The organism is Acuticoccus kalidii (assembly GCF_021556395.1).
Lineage (GTDB): Bacteria > Pseudomonadota > Alphaproteobacteria > Rhizobiales > Amorphaceae > Acuticoccus > Acuticoccus kalidii.
The window spans coordinates 42,050-61,752 of record NZ_JAKGCS010000012.1 but is presented as its reverse complement, the minus strand read 5'-3'; the positions used below and the strand labels follow the sequence as shown (position 1 = coordinate 61,752).

The 19,703-nt window shown below is 69.1% G+C and carries 18 protein-coding genes and 1 tRNA gene; 14 read left to right on the top strand and 5 right to left on the bottom strand.

What is annotated here, in order from left to right; genetic code table 11:
• Positions 1-30 precede the first annotated feature (30 nt).
• Positions 31-648, bottom strand: a complete 618-nt coding sequence (locus L1787_RS07655; protein WP_235708103.1) for a hypothetical protein — start codon at positions 646-648, stop codon at positions 31-33.
• 311 nt (positions 649-959) lie between these two features.
• Between L1787_RS07655 and L1787_RS07650 the strand changes: the two genes are divergently transcribed.
• Positions 960-1,181: a hypothetical protein gene (locus tag L1787_RS07650; protein WP_235708102.1), complete on the top strand. Its 222-nt coding sequence runs from the start codon at positions 960-962 to the stop codon at positions 1,179-1,181.
• Here the strand turns inward: L1787_RS07650 and L1787_RS25985 are convergent.
• Complete coding sequence (locus L1787_RS25985; RefSeq protein WP_369415067.1) at positions 1,099-1,356, bottom strand: helix-turn-helix domain-containing protein; 258 nt, start codon at positions 1,354-1,356, stop codon at positions 1,099-1,101. The two genes, L1787_RS07650 and L1787_RS25985, sit on opposite strands and share 83 nt — an antisense overlap.
• Positions 1,357-1,443: 87 nt before the next feature.
• Here L1787_RS25985 and L1787_RS07645 point away from each other — a divergent pair, with 87 nt between their 5' ends.
• From L1787_RS07645 to L1787_RS07600, 10 genes are all read left to right on the top strand, one after another.
• Positions 1,444-1,791 carry a helix-turn-helix transcriptional regulator gene (locus tag L1787_RS07645; RefSeq protein ID WP_369415066.1) on the top strand — a complete coding sequence of 116 codons (348 nt, stop codon included), beginning with the start codon at positions 1,444-1,446 and terminating at the stop codon, positions 1,789-1,791.
• A 78-nt stretch (positions 1,792-1,869) separates the two neighbouring features.
• Positions 1,870-2,286, top strand: coding sequence for a hypothetical protein (locus L1787_RS07640; RefSeq protein WP_235708100.1), 417 nt, complete (start codon positions 1,870-1,872; stop codon positions 2,284-2,286).
• Complete coding sequence (locus L1787_RS07635; protein ID WP_235708099.1) at positions 2,283-2,537, top strand: hypothetical protein; 255 nt, start codon at positions 2,283-2,285, stop codon at positions 2,535-2,537. The genes L1787_RS07640 and L1787_RS07635 overlap by 4 nt, the downstream gene beginning before the upstream one ends.
• Positions 2,534-2,689 carry a hypothetical protein gene (locus tag L1787_RS07630; RefSeq protein WP_235708098.1) on the top strand — a complete coding sequence of 52 codons (156 nt, stop codon included), beginning with the start codon at positions 2,534-2,536 and terminating at the stop codon, positions 2,687-2,689. Before L1787_RS07635 ends, L1787_RS07630 begins: the two co-directional genes overlap by 4 nt.
• Complete coding sequence (locus L1787_RS07625; protein WP_235708097.1) at positions 2,686-2,916, top strand: hypothetical protein; 231 nt, start codon at positions 2,686-2,688, stop codon at positions 2,914-2,916. Before L1787_RS07630 ends, L1787_RS07625 begins: the two co-directional genes overlap by 4 nt.
• Positions 2,916-3,320, top strand: coding sequence for a hypothetical protein (locus L1787_RS07620; RefSeq protein ID WP_235708096.1), 405 nt, complete (start codon positions 2,916-2,918; stop codon positions 3,318-3,320). The genes L1787_RS07625 and L1787_RS07620 overlap by 1 nt, the downstream gene beginning before the upstream one ends.
• Positions 3,317-3,757 carry a hypothetical protein gene (locus L1787_RS07615; RefSeq protein ID WP_235708095.1) on the top strand — a complete coding sequence of 147 codons (441 nt, stop codon included), beginning with the start codon at positions 3,317-3,319 and terminating at the stop codon, positions 3,755-3,757. Before L1787_RS07620 ends, L1787_RS07615 begins: the two co-directional genes overlap by 4 nt.
• A gap of 2 nt (positions 3,758-3,759) precedes the next feature.
• On the top strand, positions 3,760-4,014 hold the full coding sequence (locus L1787_RS07610; RefSeq protein WP_235708094.1) for a helix-turn-helix transcriptional regulator: 255 nt from the start codon (positions 3,760-3,762) through the stop codon (positions 4,012-4,014).
• Positions 4,002-5,087, top strand: coding sequence for a tyrosine-type recombinase/integrase (locus L1787_RS07605; protein WP_235708093.1), 1,086 nt, complete (start codon positions 4,002-4,004; stop codon positions 5,085-5,087). Before L1787_RS07610 ends, L1787_RS07605 begins: the two co-directional genes overlap by 13 nt.
• An 8-nt stretch (positions 5,088-5,095) precedes the next feature.
• Positions 5,096-5,188, top strand: a tRNA-Ser gene (locus tag L1787_RS07600).
• Positions 5,189-5,556: 368 nt separating this feature from the next.
• Here the strand turns inward: L1787_RS07600 and L1787_RS07595 are convergent.
• A complete protein-coding gene (locus L1787_RS07595) occupies positions 5,557-13,695 on the bottom strand; it encodes an autotransporter outer membrane beta-barrel domain-containing protein (protein ID WP_235708092.1) in 8,139 nt (2,712 codons plus the stop codon).
• Positions 13,696-14,055: 360 nt separating this feature from the next.
• On the opposite strand from L1787_RS07595, the gene L1787_RS07590 reads away from it, so the two are divergent.
• The gene (locus tag L1787_RS07590; RefSeq protein WP_235708091.1) at positions 14,056-14,574 is read left to right on the top strand and encodes an invasion associated locus B family protein; all 519 of its coding nucleotides are present in this window, start codon (positions 14,056-14,058) and stop codon (positions 14,572-14,574) included.
• Positions 14,575-14,651: 77 nt separating this feature from the next.
• Here the strand turns inward: L1787_RS07590 and L1787_RS07585 are convergent, their stop codons facing one another.
• Together L1787_RS07585 and L1787_RS07580 are read right to left on the bottom strand one after the other, a co-directional pair.
• Positions 14,652-15,065, bottom strand: a complete 414-nt coding sequence (locus tag L1787_RS07585; RefSeq protein WP_235708090.1) for a DUF1801 domain-containing protein — start codon at positions 15,063-15,065, stop codon at positions 14,652-14,654.
• Between the two features lie 116 nt (positions 15,066-15,181).
• Positions 15,182-16,933: a sensor domain-containing diguanylate cyclase gene (locus L1787_RS07580; RefSeq protein WP_235708089.1), complete on the bottom strand. Its 1,752-nt coding sequence runs from the start codon at positions 16,931-16,933 to the stop codon at positions 15,182-15,184.
• A gap of 256 nt (positions 16,934-17,189) precedes the next feature.
• Between L1787_RS07580 and L1787_RS07575 the strand changes: the two genes are divergently transcribed.
• Both L1787_RS07575 and L1787_RS07570 read left to right on the top strand, forming a co-directional pair.
• Entirely contained in the window at positions 17,190-18,368 is a 1,179-nt protein-coding gene (locus tag L1787_RS07575) for a benzoate/H(+) symporter BenE family transporter (protein WP_235708088.1), read from the top strand.
• A 299-nt stretch (positions 18,369-18,667) separates the two neighbouring features.
• Complete coding sequence (locus tag L1787_RS07570; protein WP_235708087.1) at positions 18,668-19,636, top strand: TRAP transporter substrate-binding protein; 969 nt, start codon at positions 18,668-18,670, stop codon at positions 19,634-19,636.
• The last annotated feature ends 67 nt before the right edge of the window (positions 19,637-19,703 follow it).

The following is a 19,703-nucleotide window of genomic DNA, read 5'->3' as shown; positions in this document are numbered from 1 at the left end:
CGTAACGCCATGCCTTCGAGAAATAAGCAATCACGATATTCCGCCCATCACTGGCGCGATATCACGACCGCTACGGCATGACGAATTTATCCAGTCCCCCATTAATATAAACTCTGGAGGAATGCTGTGGCCAGCCAAATTGAAATAGACGAAGTTTGCAAAGGAATACTGAGAATTGAAGTCCAACTCAAAGTGCTCTCCACGGCACTGCAACATACGGTCGTCGCAATTGGCCGCGAGCGATGCGATGAGGGTCTTGTTGACGGCATCCTTCGCGCGACGCTCCAAGACATAAACTCCCAGATCGGAGCCATGCCGGACGATCTCCTCCCGGTTCGTGAAATGATCATAAAATTCGCTGCGGAATTCGCCGCGCGAACTGATGATATCGATCGCTCGACAAGCGCCTAAATTAACAGGGCAAGCCGAAAGGCACTGTTCGCCCTTCATATATTTCTCCCTTATTTTGCGTCGGCCAGATCTGGCTGAATTCGGGGAAAGTCCGTCGCCAGCCGGGACGGGCCGAAGCGTGGCGACCTGCGCCGTGGTGAGCGGCTGAGCTCCGGCCTTGATCGACGAGACCGGGCCCGTAGCCATTTTCAGTCGAAGGATCCCGAGCGGGGCGCCGGCCGACATCGAGGCGCTCACTCACCATCGTCCGAGGCCTTCGACCGGGCCCGGCCCGCTGATCCGAGGAAGAAAAGAGCGAGAGGCGACAAATCGCCCCTCGCAGTTGCCCAGCGGGACGGACCGCGGGCGTGGGAGACCAGAACGGAAGCGACAAGCAATGCGGCCGTTATGAGGATAGCGGCGACGATCACCGGCATCTCCCAGGGCAAAACGAGCGCGATATTTTTGCTAGAACTTGGCCACGACGCTTAACGATGTGCGCTTCAAGCGTTTGACCTATATTCTTTTTTTGGATCGCATCCGCATTGCATAAATACGGAGGATTCGAGATGGTCAGACCGCTCGAAATGCGTAGCCTTGGCGAGGTGTTTGCCACTGGCGCGCAGATTGAACGCCCCGCACCCGGCATTGCTCGCGTCATCTGGACACGCCAGCAGGGAGAGGCGAGCCTTGAAGTTGTTTCCATGATCATGACCGAGCCCCAACTGGCGGAAACTCTGTCAATTCTTCTAAAACAACTTTTGGATCACCATGATCAACCCAGTCATTAAGGTCGACACAACCCCGAGTTAATTCGCGGATGGCCAACATGCGTCGGAATGATGGCCGTCCGCCCCTCTCATAGAGTGAAACCATAGACTGGTCGCACCCAAGGCGTGAGGCGAGCGACGCTTGGCTCACGCCCTCCCGCTTTCGCCACATCCGAAGTTTGTCTGCCGCTTGCATGACAAGCAACATGTACCAAATCCCTATAACCGGTCAAGCCAATATAGGGGTTCTGCACTGACTGACGTAGGGACCCTGCACAGTACTATGCGGCGTATGCCACGCCGAAAAAAATCTGACCGAAAGCCTACAAGGCAGGTGAACTACGTCGCGAAACGGCGGCGCCTACTAGGCATGTCACAAGCCGCCCTAGCCGACGCGGTGGGCGTGGACCAAACCACCATCTCATCCTTCGAGAACCGCCTAACGTGGCCCGAAGCCGAAACGATGTGGAATATCGCGCAGGCCCTTCAGTGCACGAGCTGGCTCGAGCTATTTGTCGACCCGGACGACATCGATCTAAACGCTAAATCCGCCCCGCTCCCGAAGGCGGAAAAGGCGACCCTTGCCGATGTCGCCGAATCGATGCTTAGGCGCCTGCACCCTACCGAGTAGGTTCTTGGTACATTTTAGGCTTGACGTACCTAGGGACTAAACTCATAAATCTCCCTGTGAACAACAGGGAGACACCGCATGTCGGCTTCCGGGAAGCGACCGCACCAACCGCTCACGAACTGCGCACCGGCACCCCTCACCCGAAAGACCGACGTCCTTCGCACGGGTTTCGGACGCCTCTTCGCCCGCCCCAGCGCGCCGGCCCTTCCGCCTCACCAACCTGACGACCGCATCCGCACCGCGATCGCGGACGAGCGCGCCGACCTCGAGCGCCGCGGCGTTCCCGATCGCTGCATCGACGAACTGATCGCCGGCCGTCTCGCCGGCGAGCTCGGCCGTGAGATCGGCGCACGTGCCCGCAGCCCTTCCGATCTCGAGGATCGCCTTCTCTCCGCCTCGCTCCGCGCGGACAGCACGGCGCGCCGCCTCTGGAAGCGCCGCCGCGCCGAGGCGGACTGCCGGCGGTCCAGCCGGACCGAAGGAGGCGCGGCATGAGACCCTCCGATCTCAAAAACATCCTCGGCAAAGCGCTCAACGTGTCGACGCTCGAGGGAGAGCGTCGCGGCATGAGCGACGCCGAGACGCTGGCGATCTGCAAGGACGGCCTCGCCGACCTGCTCGGCGTCTGCATCGCGACGCTCGCCCGCGACGGCGCCGAGTTCGAGGCGCTCTTTCGCCAGGCGCACATGCGCGCGCGCCGGACCGGCCGCGTCGTCCGCCTGATGCAGATCGCCGAGACCGAATGACCGCCCACGCCCTCACACGGGAGCAACCGATGCTCGCTTTCGCCGGACATCCCCGCCCGGAGCGCGACTGGCGCTCACTGACGGGGATCATCCTGATCTTCATCGTCGACCACTGGTTCGACATCGTGCCGATGTTCGGAGTGTCGCCGTGACCGACCTTCGCGTTCTCTATCCCATCGGCCCCGCGCCGGCCGATGAAGCGCCTGTCGAGGTCGTGCTCGATCGCGACACCCAACGGATCGCCGTCATGGTGCGCGGTGTCGAGGCGGTGGCGTGGTCGTTCACGACCGAGCAGCAGCGATTTTTGGCCTATGCCGACGCAATCTCGTTCGCCTCCGGCGCGCGCTTTGCGATGACGCAGCCCGGCGGAGGCCGGTGATGAAGTCGGTCGCCCCGCCGGGGCCGTGGGCGCTGATCGCCGATAGCCGCGACGCCCATCCGGCCACCTGGCAAATCCTGCGCGTCGAATGGGCCGACGAGGCGCGTGTTCTCGTGGTCGGCGCCGGACCGTCGCGTCTCCCGCGGATCGTCGGGCGGCAGCTCGTCGTCACGTTTGGCGAGCGCGCCGTGCTCGCCGCCTACCAGCGAACGAGTGCCGACTGCGTGCGCGGCGAGGCCGAGGCGATCGCCGCAGCCGAAGAGGACCGGGAATGCGCCCTCTCGCGATATCGCGAGAAGATGGACGCCATTTGGTGCGTGCCCGCTGCGGCCGAGAACGATGCCGCTCGAGACCCACGCGTCGAGCTTCACCCCGCGCCCGCCCCCTATCGAGGCCCGGCATGACGCGCGGCGACGCGGATTGCGCGCTCGTCGCCTTCAGCCGGGCGGACCGCCCGACGGCCTGGCGCGTCGTTCGGATCGTCGGCACCTATCGCGGTTCGATGCTCGTCGTCGCCGAGCTCACACGCTCGTCGCGCCGATACGTCGTCACAAGCGACCAGATCGTCGAGCGCGGCGCGCCGTCGACGTGCTTCCTCACGAGGAACCGTTACCGCCTCGCGATGCTGCCCGAGCTCGACGAGGAGGCGCTCGCCGAGACGGCCGTCGCGCGCGTCAGAGGCGAGCATGAACAGGTTTTGGAGCGCCGCATCCGGGCGCGCCACGCATGTGAGGCGAAGCTCGCGGCGCTCCGGGCGATGCCGGCCGCCGCCGGGATGGGTCCGAAAATTCCGACACAAGGGGATCCGAGTTCGACCTCTGAAGAACGAGAAGGAGAATGATGATGGCGGCACGATCGGAACGGATCATCCCGTCGGCCTACCGGCTTTTGCGCCGGCCGCAGGCAGCCGCCTATTGCGGCGTCTCTGTCGGGAAGTTCGACCAGTTGGTGCAGGATCGATCGATGCCGAGGGGGCACTGGATCGGCGGCTGTCTCGTTTGGGACATGAAGGCCCTAGACGAGAATATTGACGCCCTCCTCTACGGCTCAGAAAGCTCGGACCCGGCATTGGCTGGGGCGGACGGATGGGACGATTGAAGCTGCGCTATGTCGAGCAGTTCACCGACCGACATGGGCGCACGCGGACCTATTTCCGATTTAGGGGCAAGCGCTGGAAGCTGCCCGACCCCGAAAAGGCCGAGTTCCATCGCGCCTATCAGCACCTGTGCGAGACGGTGGCCGACCAGTCGCCGATCAAGAGCAAGGGCGAGGCCTCGCTCGGCTGGCTGATCAAGCAGTATCAGGCCAGCCCCGAGTTCAAGAAGCTCGCCGAGCGGACCCGGCGGGACTACGGACAGATCCTGTCCGATATCGGGATCGAGCACGGCACGAAGCACTGGCCGAGCCTCACGCGCGCGCTCGTCATCCGAAAGATCCGCGATCCGTGGGCCGAGACACCGCGCCGCGCCGATATGCGGGTCTCGGTGCTGTCCAGCGTGTTCGGGTGGGCGATGAGCCGCGACCTGACGAACCTCAATCCGTGCAAAGGCGTCGGCAAGCTCTACGTGCCCGGCGAGGGTTATCGCGCGTGGACGGCGGCCGAGGTCGCGACGTTCCTAAAGGAGTGCGGCGACCGGGAATATGTCGTGTTCATTCTCGCCCTCTATACCGGCCAGCGGCCCGGCGATCTGCGGCGCCTCACATGGTTCGCATGGGACGGCGAGGCGCTGACGCTGCGCCAATCGAAGACGCGCCAGCCGATGGTGATCCGCGCGCATCCGGTGCTGAAGGAAACGCTCGACGAAATGCCGCGCGGCAACGGGACGATCCTGACACGCCCGAACGGCGAGCCCTACTCCGACACGCAGTTGAGCACGATGTTCGCCGCCGCGCTCGAGCGCATCGGCATGCCCAAGGGCTGCACGCTCTATGGACTGCGCGCGACGCATGCGGACGTGCTCGCCGAGGCCGGCGCGACCACCCACCAGATTGCCGCAATGACGGGGCATCGGACGCTCAAAATGGTCCAGCACTATACCCGTGGGGTCGAGCAGAGACGGCTTGCAGAGGCGTCTGTGGCCATGCTACCGAACATTTCGCGGACGGCCAGTGCCAAACCGGGACGAAAAGTGCCAACCCGCGCCAAGGGAAATCCCAAAAAACCCTTGTAAATCAATGGGGAGCCGTGGCCGAGAGGCTGAAGGCGGCGGTTTGCTAAACCGTTAGGCGGGGTAAACCCGTCTCGAGGGTTCGAATCCCTCCGGCTCCGCCACCCACCCGTTCGAGGCCATTCGGACACCTCCGAAATCCGCTGCGTTCCTTATCCTGGACCCTCCGTCCGTGCTCGCGGTTTGCGTCCGACCATTCCGGCGCGGATGCTTGGCGGTTCCATCGGCTGCCGGGACGCTGAAACGCAACCATCATCCGGCAATGCCCTGCGCATCGCCTTCGTCGCGAACCCACGCCGGCCGAGGCGTTTGCGCGCCAGGGTGACGGTCGATGCGTATCATCGGAGGCTCGATGCGACGCGCGATCGACCGCGCGGGCGTGATGATCCCGCTCGGCGGATGCGCGACGCCGACGGCTTCGGTGCCGTGGTGGGCAGCGACCGGCGAAGGGTTCGCCGGTGCCGGACGCCTGTCAGAAGGCGATGTCGATGCCCGCGCGGGCCGAAAGGCTGCGATAGTCGCTCGAAAGGAGAGCATTCGCGCCGAGGGAGACGCTTACGCTGTCCGCGATCTTCGCCGAAAGCGCGACGCCAAGGTCGGCGAAAACGGGGTCGAGCTTCTGGTCGAGGTCGAACGCCGGACCAGCGCCGCCCTGGCCGACATAGCGCACCGTCGTGCCATAGGAGTCGTTGCCGAGGAAGGCGAGGACACCCGCGCGCACCTTCAACTCGCCCGCGCCCGAGGGCAGCGCGAAGCCGACGCCGGCCTCGAGGAACGGGTTCAAGGTGACGGCCGTCTCTTCGATCGCGCCGAACGACAGCCCGTAGGCCCCCGCGCCGGTCTCGTCATAGGCGTTCTGGCGCCAATGCTGGACGCCGACATCGACGGTCGGCGACAGGAACACGCCGCCGCCCATCTCGAAGCGGTGCGCCGCCCGTGCGTTGGCCGCGATCCACCAGCCGGTGAGGTCCGCCTTGCCGAGGGCCGTCCCGCCGGGAACGGGCGCCGGCCGGCGCGTCTCATACCAGGCGTGGCCGCCGGACAGCGCCGCCGAGAGGGTGGTCGCCCCGATCTCCCGCCGGGCGACGACGCCGAAGGCCGCGCGCGTCCCGTTCGCGTCCATGTCGCGGTCGCCGTCGAGCCAGCTCCCGGTGATCGAGGCCGATGCGCCCAAGAACCAGTCGTCGGCGACTTCCGTCTGAAAGCCGGCATTGAAGCCGAACGTCTTCTCGTCATAGCCGCCTTGGTTCGCCGAACCGTCGCGCGCGGCTGCCTGCCCGCCGAGACTGGCCCAGGCGCAAGAGCCGTCTTCGGCCGAGACGGCGAGCCCGTCGGTGATGGCCGGGCAGGTCATCAACTGGTTCGCGAAGGCGACGCCCCCGAGGACGACCGCCTCGCTGACCGCGAACACCTCGTCGGGCACCGCCCGATCGTAGTTGGCGGCGAGCGCGGCGGCGTCAGGTTCACTCAAGATCCCGAGGACGAGATCGTCGACGAAGGCGAACGCATCGCTCCCCTGCGCGGTCGCCATCCGTCGCGCCTCGACCAGGCTGTTGATGTACTCGCCATAATTTCCGATCGCGTCGTCGGCCGGCTCGTCGTCGTCGAACGGGGTGAAATCCACCTTGTACGAGAGGATCACCCGGTCCCGCCTTGGCCCGCCCTCGACGGTCCGCGTCTCGTAGTCGATGGCGGCCGTGTCGACGATCTCCGCCTCGTTGGAGACCACGTCGCCGCGCAGGATGACGATCTTCCGCGTCTCCCCCTCGTAGGGCAGCAGGCCGTCGGAGACGATGGCGAGTGTCCCGTCGAGCCGGATCTCGCCGTCGACGGTGAGGATGTCGGCCTCGCCGGCCGGCAATGAGGCGTCGATCTCGAGGAGGCCGCCGGCGCTCTGCACGAAATCGCCGATGATGCGGGTCCGGGCGATGGCCTCGCCGCCACCGACCGTGACGTGACCGCTATTGCGCAGGACGCCTTTGTCTCCGAGATCGGCAACGCTGCCGAGGGCGAGCGTGCCGCTGTTGATGAGCCGGGCCGATCGCTGCGGGGCCGAGCGCTGCCGGGCCGGAATGCCGCCCGCGGCGTGCCGGGCCAACGGCGCCGCGGTATCTTTCGCCTCGTCGCCGATCAGAATGGAGCCGGTGATCGTCCCCTTGTTCTCGATCACGAGGTTCGCCGCACCGTCGGTGCGGATCACGTACCGGCCCGCTTTGTCGGAGTGATTGGCGATCGTGCCGAGATTGGTGATCCGGTTCGCGACCGCCGCGCTCTCGTCGCCGCCGAGGATGAGGATGGTCTCGGCCGAATCCACCGTCTCGACCGTCGCGCCCTTGCGGACGTGGATCGCGACGCCGCCATCCGGCTTGGTCTCCGGCGACGCGAAGGCGCCTCGGCCCGCCGCCTCGACCCCCGACATGGCGAAGATCGCACGCCCGCCCGTCCCGCGAATGGAGATGTCGCCGGTGGTGATCGAGACTATGCCCGACCGGCTGTTCGCCCCCGCCTGGGACTGGGCGATGATGCCGCTCGCGTCCGCGCCGTAGGTGATGATACCACCGGTCGCCTCGATCGCGATGTTGCCACCGCGGCCCCTGTCGCCCCGGCTCGCGGCAAAGACGGTCGGAGCGGTGAGGATGGCCGTCGTCCGCTCGCCCGGATCGTCGTCGTCGGCGGCGATGCCGCCGCTGCCGCCGATCGACTGGGCGATGATCCCGTGCGCGAGATCTCCCTCGGTGAGGATGCGCCCGGTCGAGACGATGTCGATCGCCCCGCCATCGCCGCCACCACCGGGCCGGTAGGCTCCGATCAGCGCCTCCGTGCGGTAGAGCGCGTCCCTGTTCTCGTAGGTGATGGCCCAGACCCCGCCGACATCGCCGGCGACACCGCCGCCCCCGCCGACCGATTGAGCGAAAATGCCAGCGCTGCCGAGGCCGCTGGTGCGGATCGCGCCGCTCGTCTCGATCGTGACCGCACCGCCCGTGCCGCCGCCCGAGCCCATGCCGCCCACATTGAAGACGCCGATCGTCCCGTTGACGCCCATGCCGCCGGTGCCGCCGCCCCCGCCGATCGACTGGGCGTAGATGGCGTGAGCCTGATCGCCGGTCGTCGTGATCGCGCCGCTGTTCCACACGGTGACGGCACCGCCATCGCCGGAGGCGCCGGCCCGCCCGCCGATGCCCACTTCGAATTCGTTGAACACCTTGAGGAGATCGAAGGTCGGCCCGTCGACGCTGAGCCCGAGAATGCCTTCCTTCGTCGCCGTCGCGATGAAGCCGTCCTGCACGCCCTCCCAGAACGCCGCGGCATCCTCGTCGATGCTCTCGAGAACGCTCTGCTCCGCCGCGCCGTTGCCGCCATGACCACCGCCGCCACCGATCGACTGGACGAAGATGCCGTGTGCGACGTCGCCGCTCGTGGTGAGCGGCGCGCTGTTGCGGACCCGCGCCGTGTTGCCGTTGCCGGCGACCCCGCCCGCGCCGCCGACATTCACGGTGACATCGAATTCCGGCTCGAACTCGAACGAGCCGTCGATGATCTTGCTGACGGTCCGGACGTTGCACAGGAGGCCCTTGCCACCGCCGAGCACCATGCCGCCGAGCTCGCAGAGCTCCGGCACCTCGAAGCTGTCGTGCGAGGCCGTTCCGCCCGCACCGCCACCACCGCCGATGCTGGTCGCGGCGATCGCCTGGGCGCCGACGCCCGCGGTGACGATGCCGGCGCCCTCGTTCTGCACGAACACCGCGCCGGCATGGCCGCCGGCTCCGCCCGTACCGCCGACATTGACCCGCGCGTCGAGCGAGATGTCGGCGCTTTCGGTCGCGCTCGATCCGCCGGTCGCCGGCCGCAGCTCCTCCCAGATGCCGAGGAGCTGATTGAGGTCGAGCGCGAAGCTCGACGCCGCGCCGCCGATGCCGCCGCCGCCCCCGATCGACTGGGCATGAATGCCGCGCGATTCCTTGCCGGCGGTGGAGATGCGGGCGGTGTTCGACACGTCGACCCGATCGCCGAGCGCGCCGCGGCCGCCGGCGCCGCCGACATTCACCTGAATGCCGATCGACGAGCCGTTGCGGAAGCCGCCATTGAGGCTCGACACCGCGCCGCCGATGCCGCCATTGCCGCCGATCGACTGGGCGACGATGCCGTCCGACAGGTCGCCCTCGGTCACGATCGTCTGCCGGCTGTTGACGATGACGCCGCTGGCCTTCGCGCCGGCCCCGCCGCTGCCGCCCACCGTGACGCCGAGCTGGCCGGACGTGCCGCCGGTGAAGCTGATATTGCCGGTGGTCACCGACCCGCCGATCCCACCATTGCCGCCGATCGACTGGGCAACGAGGCCCGGTGAGACGAGACCCGCCGTGCGCACCGCGCCGAGCGAGATGAGATTGACGCGTCCGCCCTCGCCGCCTGCACCGCCCGCGCCGCCGACGACGACGGCGATGGAGCCGGAGGGAATGTTCGCGGCCGGGCTCGCGCTGATGCTCCCTTGGAGCGCGGAGCCACCCGTCCCGCCGTTGCCGCCGATCGACTGGGCGACGATGCCGGCGCTGAAGGAGTTGGCCGTCGAGACGCGTCCGCTTTCAAGTCGCGCTGCAACGTTGCCGGCCGTGCCGCCGGCGCCGCCCGCGCCGCCGACCGCGACCGGAACGGTCGCGAGCTGGAGGAGCGGGACGCTGACGACCGAGCCGGCCGAACCGCCGCCGCCCCCGGTGCTCGATGCGAGGATGCCGGGGCTGTTGCGCCCGAGGGTGGAGACCGAGCGCGTCGTCACCGAAACGTTGCCCGCCGTTCCGCCACGCCCTGCATCCTGGCCGACGGTGACGGGGATCGACGCGCCGGTGATGCCGCTGCCGCTCATCGTCATGCCGGTGTCGCCGCCACCGCCGCCGACCGACATGGCGCTGATGCCGGCGCTGTTGTGCCCGGCCGTCGAGACCGTGCCGGAGGTGACGACCGTGACCGCACCCGCCGTCGCGCCGCCGCCGCCCGCACCGCCGACGGTGACGTTCGCGGCGACCGGGCTCTGGGCCGTCCCGGCGATCGTCATGCCGGCCGAGCCGCCGCCGCCGCCGATGCTGCTCGCGACGATGGCGCCCGCGTTGCTTCCGCGCGTCGTCACGTCGCGCCGCGCCGAGACATTGACCGCGCCGGCCTCACCGCCCGCGCCGCCCGATCCGCCGACTGCGACGCCGACATTGCCGAGGAGCGCGATGCCCGTGCCCGCCACCGTCGCGTTGCTGACGCCGCCGCCCCCACCGATGGAGGAGGCGAGGATGCCGCGCGCGCCGGAGCCTTCCGTCGTGACCACGCCGGTCGCGATGACCTCGACCGCTCCGCCCCGGCCCGCGACCCCGCCCGACCCGCCGACGGTGACCGCCGCGGATTGGAGGGACGCCGCGTCGGCGGTCACCGTGAGGCCGGTCGACCCGCCGCCGCCGCCGATGCTGAGCGCTTCGAGGCCCGTCGCATCGCTGCCGGTGGTCGCCACCCCGCCGTCGCTTCGCAGCGTCACATGCCCGCCGGAGCCGCCTCGTCCACCGCCACCGCCGACCGTGACGGCGACGGAGAGCGTGTTGAGGGCCGTCGCGTTGAAGACGTCGCCGGAGCGCCCGCCGCCGCCGCCAATCGATTGCGCGCTGATCCCCGTCGCGCCGTCGCCGCGTGTGCCGACGCGGCCGCGCAAGGTCGCGTCCACCCGGCCGCCCGCGCCGCCGTCCCCGCCCGCGCCGCCGAGCGCGACGCCGACATTGAGGAGGGTCAGCCCGGAGGCCGCCACCGTCGTGCCCGAGGTTCCGCCACCGCCGCCGACGGAGAGAAGCTCGACGCCGGTCGCAAGCCGCCCCGCGGTCGACACGGTGGCGGCGGTGTTGACGGCGAGACTGCCGCCCGCGCCGCCCTGGCCGCCCCGACCACCGAGCGCGATCGCCGCGTTCACCACGTTGACGCCGGCCCCGGTGATGGCGTTGCCGCCCTCCCCGCCGCCGCCGCCGACCGATTGCAGCGCGAGCCCGCGCGCGATGTCGCCGCGCGTGACGAGCGCCGCCGGAGCCCCGCCGGAATCCGCGACGCTGATCGTCCCGCCGGCGCCGCCACGGCCGCCCGCGCCGCCGAGAGAGATGCCGATGAGCGTGCCATAGCCGATGGCGCGCGAGCCGTCGCCGCCGCCGCCACCGATCGATTGAAGGAAGACGGCCGTCGCATCGGCGCCCGCCGTCTCCACTGCGCCGCCGCCGAAGATCGCGCTGACGGCGCCGCCATTGCCGCCGGAGGACCCCGTCCCGCCGATCGCGACCGCGCCACTCCCCGCCCCGGCGACGCCGCCGCCGCCGCCCACCGACTGGGCATAGAGGCCCGATGCGTCGCGCGCGCCCGTGCTGATGCGGGTATCGGTCCCGCCGAGCACCACCGTCACCGCGCCGCCATCGCCCGCGCTCTCTGCGCTCGCACCGAAGCCGAGATAGCCGCTTCCGCCGCTGGCGTTGCCGGCAAAGCCACCGACCGACTGAGCGAAGATCGCGTGCGCACCGGCCCCGCCCGTCGCGACCGTGCCGCTCGCGCGCACGCTCACCGCACCGCCCGCACCGCTGCCGCCGCCGGCTCCACCGGTCGCGCCGCCGAAGAGGGTTCGCGCCGGCGCCGCCGGCCCGCCGGCGCCACCGAGACTGCGCGCCGATATGCCGAAGGCGGGCCGCCCGCCGTCGCCGCCCGAGGTCGCGACGCTGCCCTCGAGCGTCACGGCGACCGCGCCGCCCGCGCCACCTGCGCCGCCGCGCCCGGCCGTCGCGCCACCCACGAGCGCCGTCGAAGCCGTACCGCCATCGCCGCCGCGGCCGCCGGTGCTCATCGCGTCGATGCCGATCGCCGCCTCGGCGACGACCCGGATCCCGCCGAGAAGCTCGGCCGAGACCGCGCCCCCTTGGCCGCCCACGCCACCGTCGCCGCCGGTCGTCGGCGCGCCCAGGACGACGCCGTTATTGGCGTTGCCGCCGCGCCCGCCGCTGCCGCCATTGCTGGACGCGCGCACGGCCGCCCGCCCCCTGTCGGAGAGGGTGACGGCGCCGCCCGTCAGGGCGACCTCCGCCCGCCCGCCGGCCCCGCCGCCGCCGCCCGCGCCGCCGGTCGCAAGATCGGAGAACGCCCGCGCGTTGCCGCCCGCGCCACCATTCTGCCCGGCGCTCGCGGCCTCCACGGCGGTCAACGCCCGCTCCAACGCAACCGTCGTGTTCACCATCTCGACACGCGCGAGCGCCCCGGCGCCACCGGCGCCGCCTCGGTCGCCCCGCCCGTCATTGGAACTTGCCGCCCGTCCGGCATTCCCGCCGACGGCCCCCGCGAGCACGCCGAACGTCTCGTTGTTCACCGCGACGCCGGCGGCCCGGATCGTCACCCCGTCGAGGGTGATCCGCGCGGTGCCGGCCGCGCCGCCATGGCCGCCCTCATTGCCGCGCGCGATCCCGGTGAGAGTGTCGGCAAGGCCGGAGACCCCGCCATCGCCCCCGCGCGACTGGGCGAGGAGGACCGACCCGCGATTGAGCCGCATCACGGACTGGCCGGGACCGCCGATCGCCACCCCGTCGAGGCTGATGTCGGCCGCACCGCCGGTGCCGCCGGCCCCGCCGGCGCCGGTCCGGCTGCCCGCATCGCCGAGCGAGTAGCCGCCGGCGCCGCCCGCGCCACCCCAGGAGACCACCTCGACGAGGGATCCCCCGGTGACGCTCGGCGCGCTGAGGCGGCCCGACATCATGCTGAGGCGCGCCGGGCCGGCCGCACCGCCCGCGCCGCCATTGCCGCCGAGACGGCGCGATGGGAGCCTCCCGGTGATCACGCTGGTGCCGGCTCCACCCGCCCCGCCACGGCTCTCGGACAGGATCAGGCGGGCGGCCTCCCCGGCGACGATCTCGGCGTTCGAGATCGTGACGCTGACCGTGCCGGCCGCGCCACCCCGTCCACCCGCCGCGCCGAGCACGGCCACTTCACCGCGCGCCGCGCCACCGACGCCGCCGGCCCCGCCCTCGCTGGTCGCCTGGACGATCGGGCCCACCGCCGCGCCCGTGCCGTGGGTGCCGCGCGCAACGTCGATCACGGCGGTGCCGCCACTGCCGCCATCCCCGCCCGCGCCGGGCCGGATCTCGTCCAAGATGGTCTGCGACGTGCCGCCCCGGCCGCCCGCCCCGCCGATGCTGCGGGCGAGGAAGCCGGTGCCCGCCGGCTGAACCGAAACGCCGCCGGAAAGGTCGACCCGCGCGATGCCGGCGCCGCCGCCCGTAAAGCCGCGCCGACCCTCGCCGGCGGTATCGGTGCCTGCGGCGCCGTTGAAGCCGATGCTGGAGACCTCGAGCCCGGCACCGCCCCTCGACACGATGACACCGCGCGCGCTGCCGTCGACGAAGACCTGCTTCGGTCCGGCGCCCCGCACGCCGAATGTCGGATCGGCGGGGGCGCGCGGCGTGACGGTCCCATCGAGGCCGACAATGTTCAGCCGATCGACTGTGTTCCTGAGACGGGTGACGCCGCCGGACAAATCGCCCGAGCAAAGCTCGACACGAAGACCCTGATCGGTGCTCGTGCGGCAGTCTTGCGCGTAAAGCGGCGTCGCGGCGAAGCCGCCCACCAGAGCCACCGATGCAAGGAGGGCCGAACGAAAGCGCCGATCCAAAGTCCCCGCAGACACGTCTTGCGACCGGAGCGGCGCTGCCACCCCCATCAAAGCGCCCATCCCCACCGCCCCACCCGCCACAATCGATTAGTATTTCGTTTAAGCGTTGGGGAACACCGGACGAACTCGCAAGCGCTCGTCGAGGACTGCCGCAAAATTCCCCCTTGATCGTGATCAAATCGCCACATTCTTTCTCGCGGCGCTCCGAATGACCGTGACGCGGCGCGATGCGATGGCCTTGCACGGCGCACCGTTCGCATTGATCGTAAAAAGCGCGCGAGGTCGAACGGTGCCGCCCCCGCCAAGGACGCCACCGTGACCCACTCAGTGCCGACCGCCATGCTCTCGGCGATGTTCCTCACCGCGGCGCTCGCGGCGTCCGGCCCCGGCCATGCCGAGGCGCCGGACGCCCGCTCGGAGAGCTACGGCCTGTGGACGGTGCAATGCGAGACGCGCGAGACGGTGGACCAATGCTGGATGGCGCAGCCCGTTCTCGACGATAACGGCACCCTCGTCGTGCAGCTCGAGCTCGCCATCGACGGGGCGGCGACCCAGCTCGTCCTCCTCGCCCCGTTCGGCCTCCTTCTCAGCGAGGGCGCGGCCCTTTCGGTCGACGGCGCCCCATTGCGGACGCTCGCCGTCAGAACTTGCCTGCCGGATGGATGCCTCTTCAACGCCGGTCCGGACGACGCGCTTCTCGATGTCCTGCGCCGGGGCGAGCGGCTGGTGATCCGCTTCGTCGTCGCCGACGGGAACGCACCGTTCGACGTGGAGGTCGGCCTCGCCGGCTTCGCCGCCGCCTATAATCGTCTGCGCGCGCTCGCCACCGGTTGAGCGTGCGACACGCGGATCGTTGACCGTTTCCGATCAGGCGACCGGCGCCACAGCCGGCGCCGGGACACGATGGGCGGCTATTTCTTCGCCTTCGCCTTCAGTTTCGCCACGTTGTGGGCGACGGCGGATTTGATCAGCGCCTTGAACGCGGCGGGGTCGATCATTTCGCCTTCCCGCAAGTCGATCGCGCGCCGCGTTCCGCCGCCGAACCCGGCATTGAAGAGACCGTGCGGATCGTCGAGTGCGGCGCCGTGCGCGAACGTCAGCTTGACGTAGGCCTTGTAGACCTCGCCCGTGCAGACGATCCCGCTCTGCTCCCATGTCGGCACGCCCGTGGGGTTCGTGGGCTTCACCCATTTCACCGCCTCGACGATCTCGGGATCGGCTTCGAGGATCAGCCTGCGCATCTCGGCGAGCGTGTCGCCCCGCCAGTCGCCGAGAGAGGCGAGTTTCGCGTCGATCCGGACGGAGGGAGAATCGGCATCACTCATCGTTCGATAGGCCTCGCGTGGGGTCGTTCGACCGGTGGGATTGTTGCCGGCCATGGCTGGGGGAGCAAGAGGCCCGGTGCGGCAGGCCCGTCGCCGCCCCGCGCCGTTGAGGGCGGTCAGGCCGCCATCGCGACCTGGTTGCGGCCGCCGGCTTTCGCCTCGTAAAGCGCCTGATCGGCGCGCTGGATCGTATCCTCGATATCGCGATCGGCCGCGATCGTGAGGGCGACGCCGACGCTGACCGTGACCGCGAGCTGCGGCGCGATCGCATCGAAACCGATCTCGGCGACGTCGCCGCGGATGCGGTTGGCGAGGGCCTCGGTCTCATGCGGTCCGATCTCCACCAGCATCACGACGAACTCCTCGCCGCCGAACCTTGCGACCTTATCGCGGCTGCGCATGTTCGACTGAAGCGCCGTCCCCACCCGCCGGATGACCTCATCCCCGGCCGGATGGCCGAGCGTGTCGTTGACGCGCTTGAAGTGGTCGATGTCGAACAACAGGATGGCGACCATGCCGTCATCGGCGCGCTGTTCGGCGACCGCCTTGTCCGCCGCGGCGAGAAAGGCCCGGCGGTTGAGCAGCCCGGTGAGCGGATCGGTCTCGGCGAGCACACGCATCGTCTCGAGATCGCCGCCCAGCCGGCGCGCGACCTCGTCAACCGCCTGCTCGCGCGCGAGAACCTCCCGCCGCAGATCCTCGACCTCCACATGCGCCGCCTCCCGCTGCGCCTCGGCCGTGCCGATGCGGCGCAGGAGCGAGCGAATGGTCGACGAGAGCTGCACGATCTCGCTCGAGCCGTCCTGTCGTTCGATCATCGTGAGCTCCGGCGTCCGGCCGACGAGATCGAGATTGTGCGAGAGTTTCGTCAACGGGCCGGTGACACGACCGGCGAGGATGAAGGCAAGGAGCGCGGCCGCCATGGCGATGGCGCTCCCCACCAGGATGATCCGCCGCCCGAGCGCATCGGCCGGCGCTTCCACCACCGCCCGCGGGCGCTGCGCGGCGACGACCCAGCCGAGCCCCGGATACTCCCCCTCCCCCACCGTCGGGGCGAGCGCGACGATCATCGAGCCGGTGGCGTCCTCGACCACCGTGGCGCCCTGTCCGCTCGCGAGGTCGACGAGAACGCCCTGGTCGCGCTCTTCGTCGTCCGGCCCGATCAGGACACTGCCGTCCCGCGACAGGACCAGAAGCTCGGTCCCATCCGCCACGCCGGCCCGGTTGAGGAAGGAGGCTTGCAGATCCTGCGCCCAACGCCAGCTGAGATGCGCCCCGACGACACCCGCGCGCTGCCCGTTGGGCGCCTGCACGGGCATTGCGACGTCGACGAACCGGAACGGGGCCTCGTCGGGCGAGGTCCGCAGATAGGCATCGAGCAGCTTCGCGTCATGGACGTCCTTGACGGTGATGCCCGCCAGACCGTCGATGAACCACGGCCGCTCGGCGACGGAGACACCTTCGAGGAGCCCGCCGGTCGCCACCTTGACGAGCCCATCCGGCGCGGCGAGGCCGATCCAGGCATAGTCCGGCACCGTCTTCTGCAACTCCTGGAGGACCGAGCGCGCCTCCTCCGGCCGGCTCGCCCAGATCCGCCGCAAGGGCTGCAGGCCAACGATGTTGCGGACCTCGCGATAGCGCTCGAACATATGCTGATCGAGGCGCCCGGCCAGCGACTGGGCGAGTTGGACGAGTTCGCGCTCGCTCCCCTCGATCGCCACCTGCCGCGCGACATTGGCCGACCAGGCCGCCGCGAGCATCACGGCCGCGAAACACAGCGCCGCGGTGAAGAGCGCCGTCTGAACGCGCAAGCTCAATCGGTTGTGAAAGCCCCGCAGGCGCTTGGTGAGACGCTTGATCGCTTGCATGTAGAAATCGGACGAGGATTTGAGCAAAGGGACGAGGCTTTCCTAGTGCGAATGTAGTTATAGAATAAAGCCGTTCTGCTTCCCCGCGCGGTCGATCCATGCGAGGGATGGCGCAGGCAGCGACTTCCGCGACGGACTTCCTCCCATGGCCGCATTCAGTCCCGATCCCACCGTCTCACCATCATGAGGCGTGCGATCCGGCCCTGACGCGGCGTTCCGTCGACCCCACCCGCACGTATTCCAAGGACGTGAGACCGTGATCCGAGACGTCAGCGCTTCAGCCGTTTGCATGGGGCTGCTCGCGGCATTCGTCGGCTATGCCGCATCGTTCGCCATCCTCCTCGCCGGCCTCACGAGCGTCGGCGCGACCGAGGCGCAGGCCGCGACCGGGCTCTTTTTCACGACGCTCGGCATGGGAATTTGCAGCATCTGGCTGCCGGCGATCTCGCGCATTCCGACCGCCATCACCTGGTCGACACCGGGCGCGGCCTTCCTCGCCTCGACGGCCGCGCTGCCCGGCGGGTTCGCGGAGGCGGTCGGCGCGTTGATCTGCTGCGCCGTCCTCATCGTGATCACCGGGCTCTGGCCGCCTTTGGGACGCGCCGTCGCGGCGATTCCGAAGCCGATCGCGAACGCGCTTCTGGCGGGGGTGCTGCTCAAGCTGTGCTTCGCGCCGGCAATCGCGCTCGGCGTCATTCCCTGGCTCGTCCTGTCGCTCCTCCTCGCCTGGGTCGTCGGGCTGACATGGCACAAGCTCGCGGCGACACCGCTTGCGGTCCTCGCCTTCGTGGTCACGCTCGCCGTCACCGTCGACGCACCGGCGGGCGCTGCGATCGCCGGGCAGAGCTGGCTTCCGCCGATGGCGCCGCTGATGCCGGAGTTCACCTTGCGCGGGCTGATCTCGCTCGCGTTGCCGCTCTATCTCGTCACGATGGCGGGTCAGAATATTCCGGGCTTCGCGGTGCTCGAACTGCACGGTTATCCCGTCGAACGGCGTCCGCTGATGCGCAAGACCGGGCTCGTCAGCCTGTTGATCGCCCCGTTCGGCGCGATCCCCCTCAACATGTCGGCGATCACCGCAGCGATGATGTGCGGCGAGGATGCCGGACCCGACGCCTCGCGCCGCTATTGGGCCGCGATCGTCTCCGGGCTCAGCCTCGTCACCCTTGCCCTCTTCGCCGGTCCGATCGCAGCCCTTACGAGCCTTGCCCCGAGCGAGATGATCACCGCGGTCGCAGGCCTCGCGCTCATTCCAGCGCTCGTCGCCTCCCTGTCCGGCGCATTCTCAGAACCCGGACAGATCGAGGCGCCGGCGCTCACCTTCCTGCTCGCGGCGAGTGGAATGACGCTGATCGGCGTCAGCGGCGCCTTTTGGGGCCTCGTTGCCGGGTCGGCGATCTGGTTCCTGAAACGGGCGACGGGACGGCGTCGTTAGAGACGCGCGGCACGCTCACCGCGCCTCTCGGGCGACGAGCGACGGGCCTCCGACGCCAGCGGCGCGCCTTCCCCTCGCCTTCGCCCGGTCGTGAGACTTCGTCACCCCGCGCCAAAGTCTATCGTCGTCTATCCTCGTTCGCGCGCGAATGCGGATGAACGTTCGGCGGCCTCGCCGGCCGGAGCCGAAAGGCACGAAGCCGTATACCTTGCATAATGTCTCGATATATGGTCGCTTCGACCTCGGACAGCCTGACTTTTCGGGCCGATCCCAATCAAAATTACATCGGAGGAAACCCCATGCTCAAACGATTGCTGAGTGCGGCCGCACTCGCGGCTCTGGTGGGAGCGGCAGCGCCCGCGTCCGCCGCCGACTTTACGATGAAGCTCGCCAGCCCGAGCCAGCCCGCCGACATCACGGTTCAAGCCTTCCGCCATTTCGCCGACCTCGTGAACGAGCGCAGCGAGGGGCGGATCGACGTTCAGGTCTTCGACAGCGCCCAGCTCGGCGACCAGCGCGATTACATCGAATCGATGCGTTTTGGATCGATCCAGGGCGGCGAGATCACGACCTCGGTGATGTCCTCGGTCGCCGAACAGTTCGAGGTGTTCAACCTTCCCTATCTCAGCCGCAGCATGGACCATCTGCGTGAGGTGGTCGAAGGCGGGCTCAACGAGGACATGAACGAGATCCTCCTCGATGAGGCGAACCTGCGGATCCTCGCGTGGATGATCCGTGCCCCGCGCAGCGTCTACGGCAACCGGCCGATCCGCACGCCGGCCGACTTCAACGGGCTGAAAATCCGCGTCATGGAAAGCCCGGCGATGCTCGACGCGATGGAAGCCTTCGGCGCCAAGCCCGTGCCGATCTCCGCCTCGGAGCGCTACATGGCGCTGCAGACGGGCGTCGTCGACGCGGCCGAGAACAGCCCGACGGTCGTCGTCTCCGAGAAGGAGTATGAGGTCACCGACGTGCTGTCTCTGACGCAGCATTTCCTGTCGCCCAACCTCCTCGTCGTGGACAACAACTGGTTCACCTCCCTGCCCGAGGATCTGCAGGAGATCGTCCTCCAGGCCGGCAAGGACGCGCAGGATTACGCCTTCGAGGCCGAATCCAAGGCGAACGCTGAGACGCTCGACCAGCTCAAGGCGCAAGGCATGGATGTCGTCGAAGTCGAGGACGTCAGCGCCTTCGTCGAGGCGGCGAAGCCGATCCACGACGCCTATCGCGAAAAGCTCGGCGATCTCATCGACCGCTTCTCCAAATAACGTCCGCTCAGAAGGCGGCGCCGGGCGCACAAAGCGTGCGTCCGCGCGCCTTCGCGCCAGGTGATCT

Bases quoted from the DNA above. Each gene is read 5' to 3' on its own strand.
- L1787_RS07650 (WP_235708102.1), top strand. From the start codon at position 960: ATGGTCAGACCGCTCGAAATGCGTAGCCTTGGCGAGGTGTTTGCCACT.
- L1787_RS25985 (WP_369415067.1), bottom strand. From the start codon at position 1,356: ATGCAAGCGGCAGACAAACTTCGGATGTGGCGAAAGCGGGAGGGCGTG.
- L1787_RS07645 (WP_369415066.1), top strand. From the start codon at position 1,444: ATGCGGCGTATGCCACGCCGAAAAAAATCTGACCGAAAGCCTACAAGG.
- L1787_RS07640 (WP_235708100.1), top strand. From the start codon at position 1,870: ATGTCGGCTTCCGGGAAGCGACCGCACCAACCGCTCACGAACTGCGCA.
- L1787_RS07635 (WP_235708099.1), top strand. From the start codon at position 2,283: ATGAGACCCTCCGATCTCAAAAACATCCTCGGCAAAGCGCTCAACGTG.
- L1787_RS07630 (WP_235708098.1), top strand. From the start codon at position 2,534: ATGACCGCCCACGCCCTCACACGGGAGCAACCGATGCTCGCTTTCGCC.
- L1787_RS07620 (WP_235708096.1), top strand. From the start codon at position 2,916: ATGAAGTCGGTCGCCCCGCCGGGGCCGTGGGCGCTGATCGCCGATAGC.
- L1787_RS07615 (WP_235708095.1), top strand. From the start codon at position 3,317: ATGACGCGCGGCGACGCGGATTGCGCGCTCGTCGCCTTCAGCCGGGCG.
- L1787_RS07610 (WP_235708094.1), top strand. From the start codon at position 3,760: ATGGCGGCACGATCGGAACGGATCATCCCGTCGGCCTACCGGCTTTTG.
- L1787_RS07605 (WP_235708093.1), top strand. From the start codon at position 4,002: ATGGGACGATTGAAGCTGCGCTATGTCGAGCAGTTCACCGACCGACAT.
- L1787_RS07585 (WP_235708090.1), bottom strand. From the start codon at position 15,065: ATGAGTGATGCCGATTCTCCCTCCGTCCGGATCGACGCGAAACTCGCC.
- L1787_RS07580 (WP_235708089.1), bottom strand. From the start codon at position 16,933: ATGCAAGCGATCAAGCGTCTCACCAAGCGCCTGCGGGGCTTTCACAAC.
- L1787_RS07570 (WP_235708087.1), top strand. From the start codon at position 18,668: ATGCTCAAACGATTGCTGAGTGCGGCCGCACTCGCGGCTCTGGTGGGA.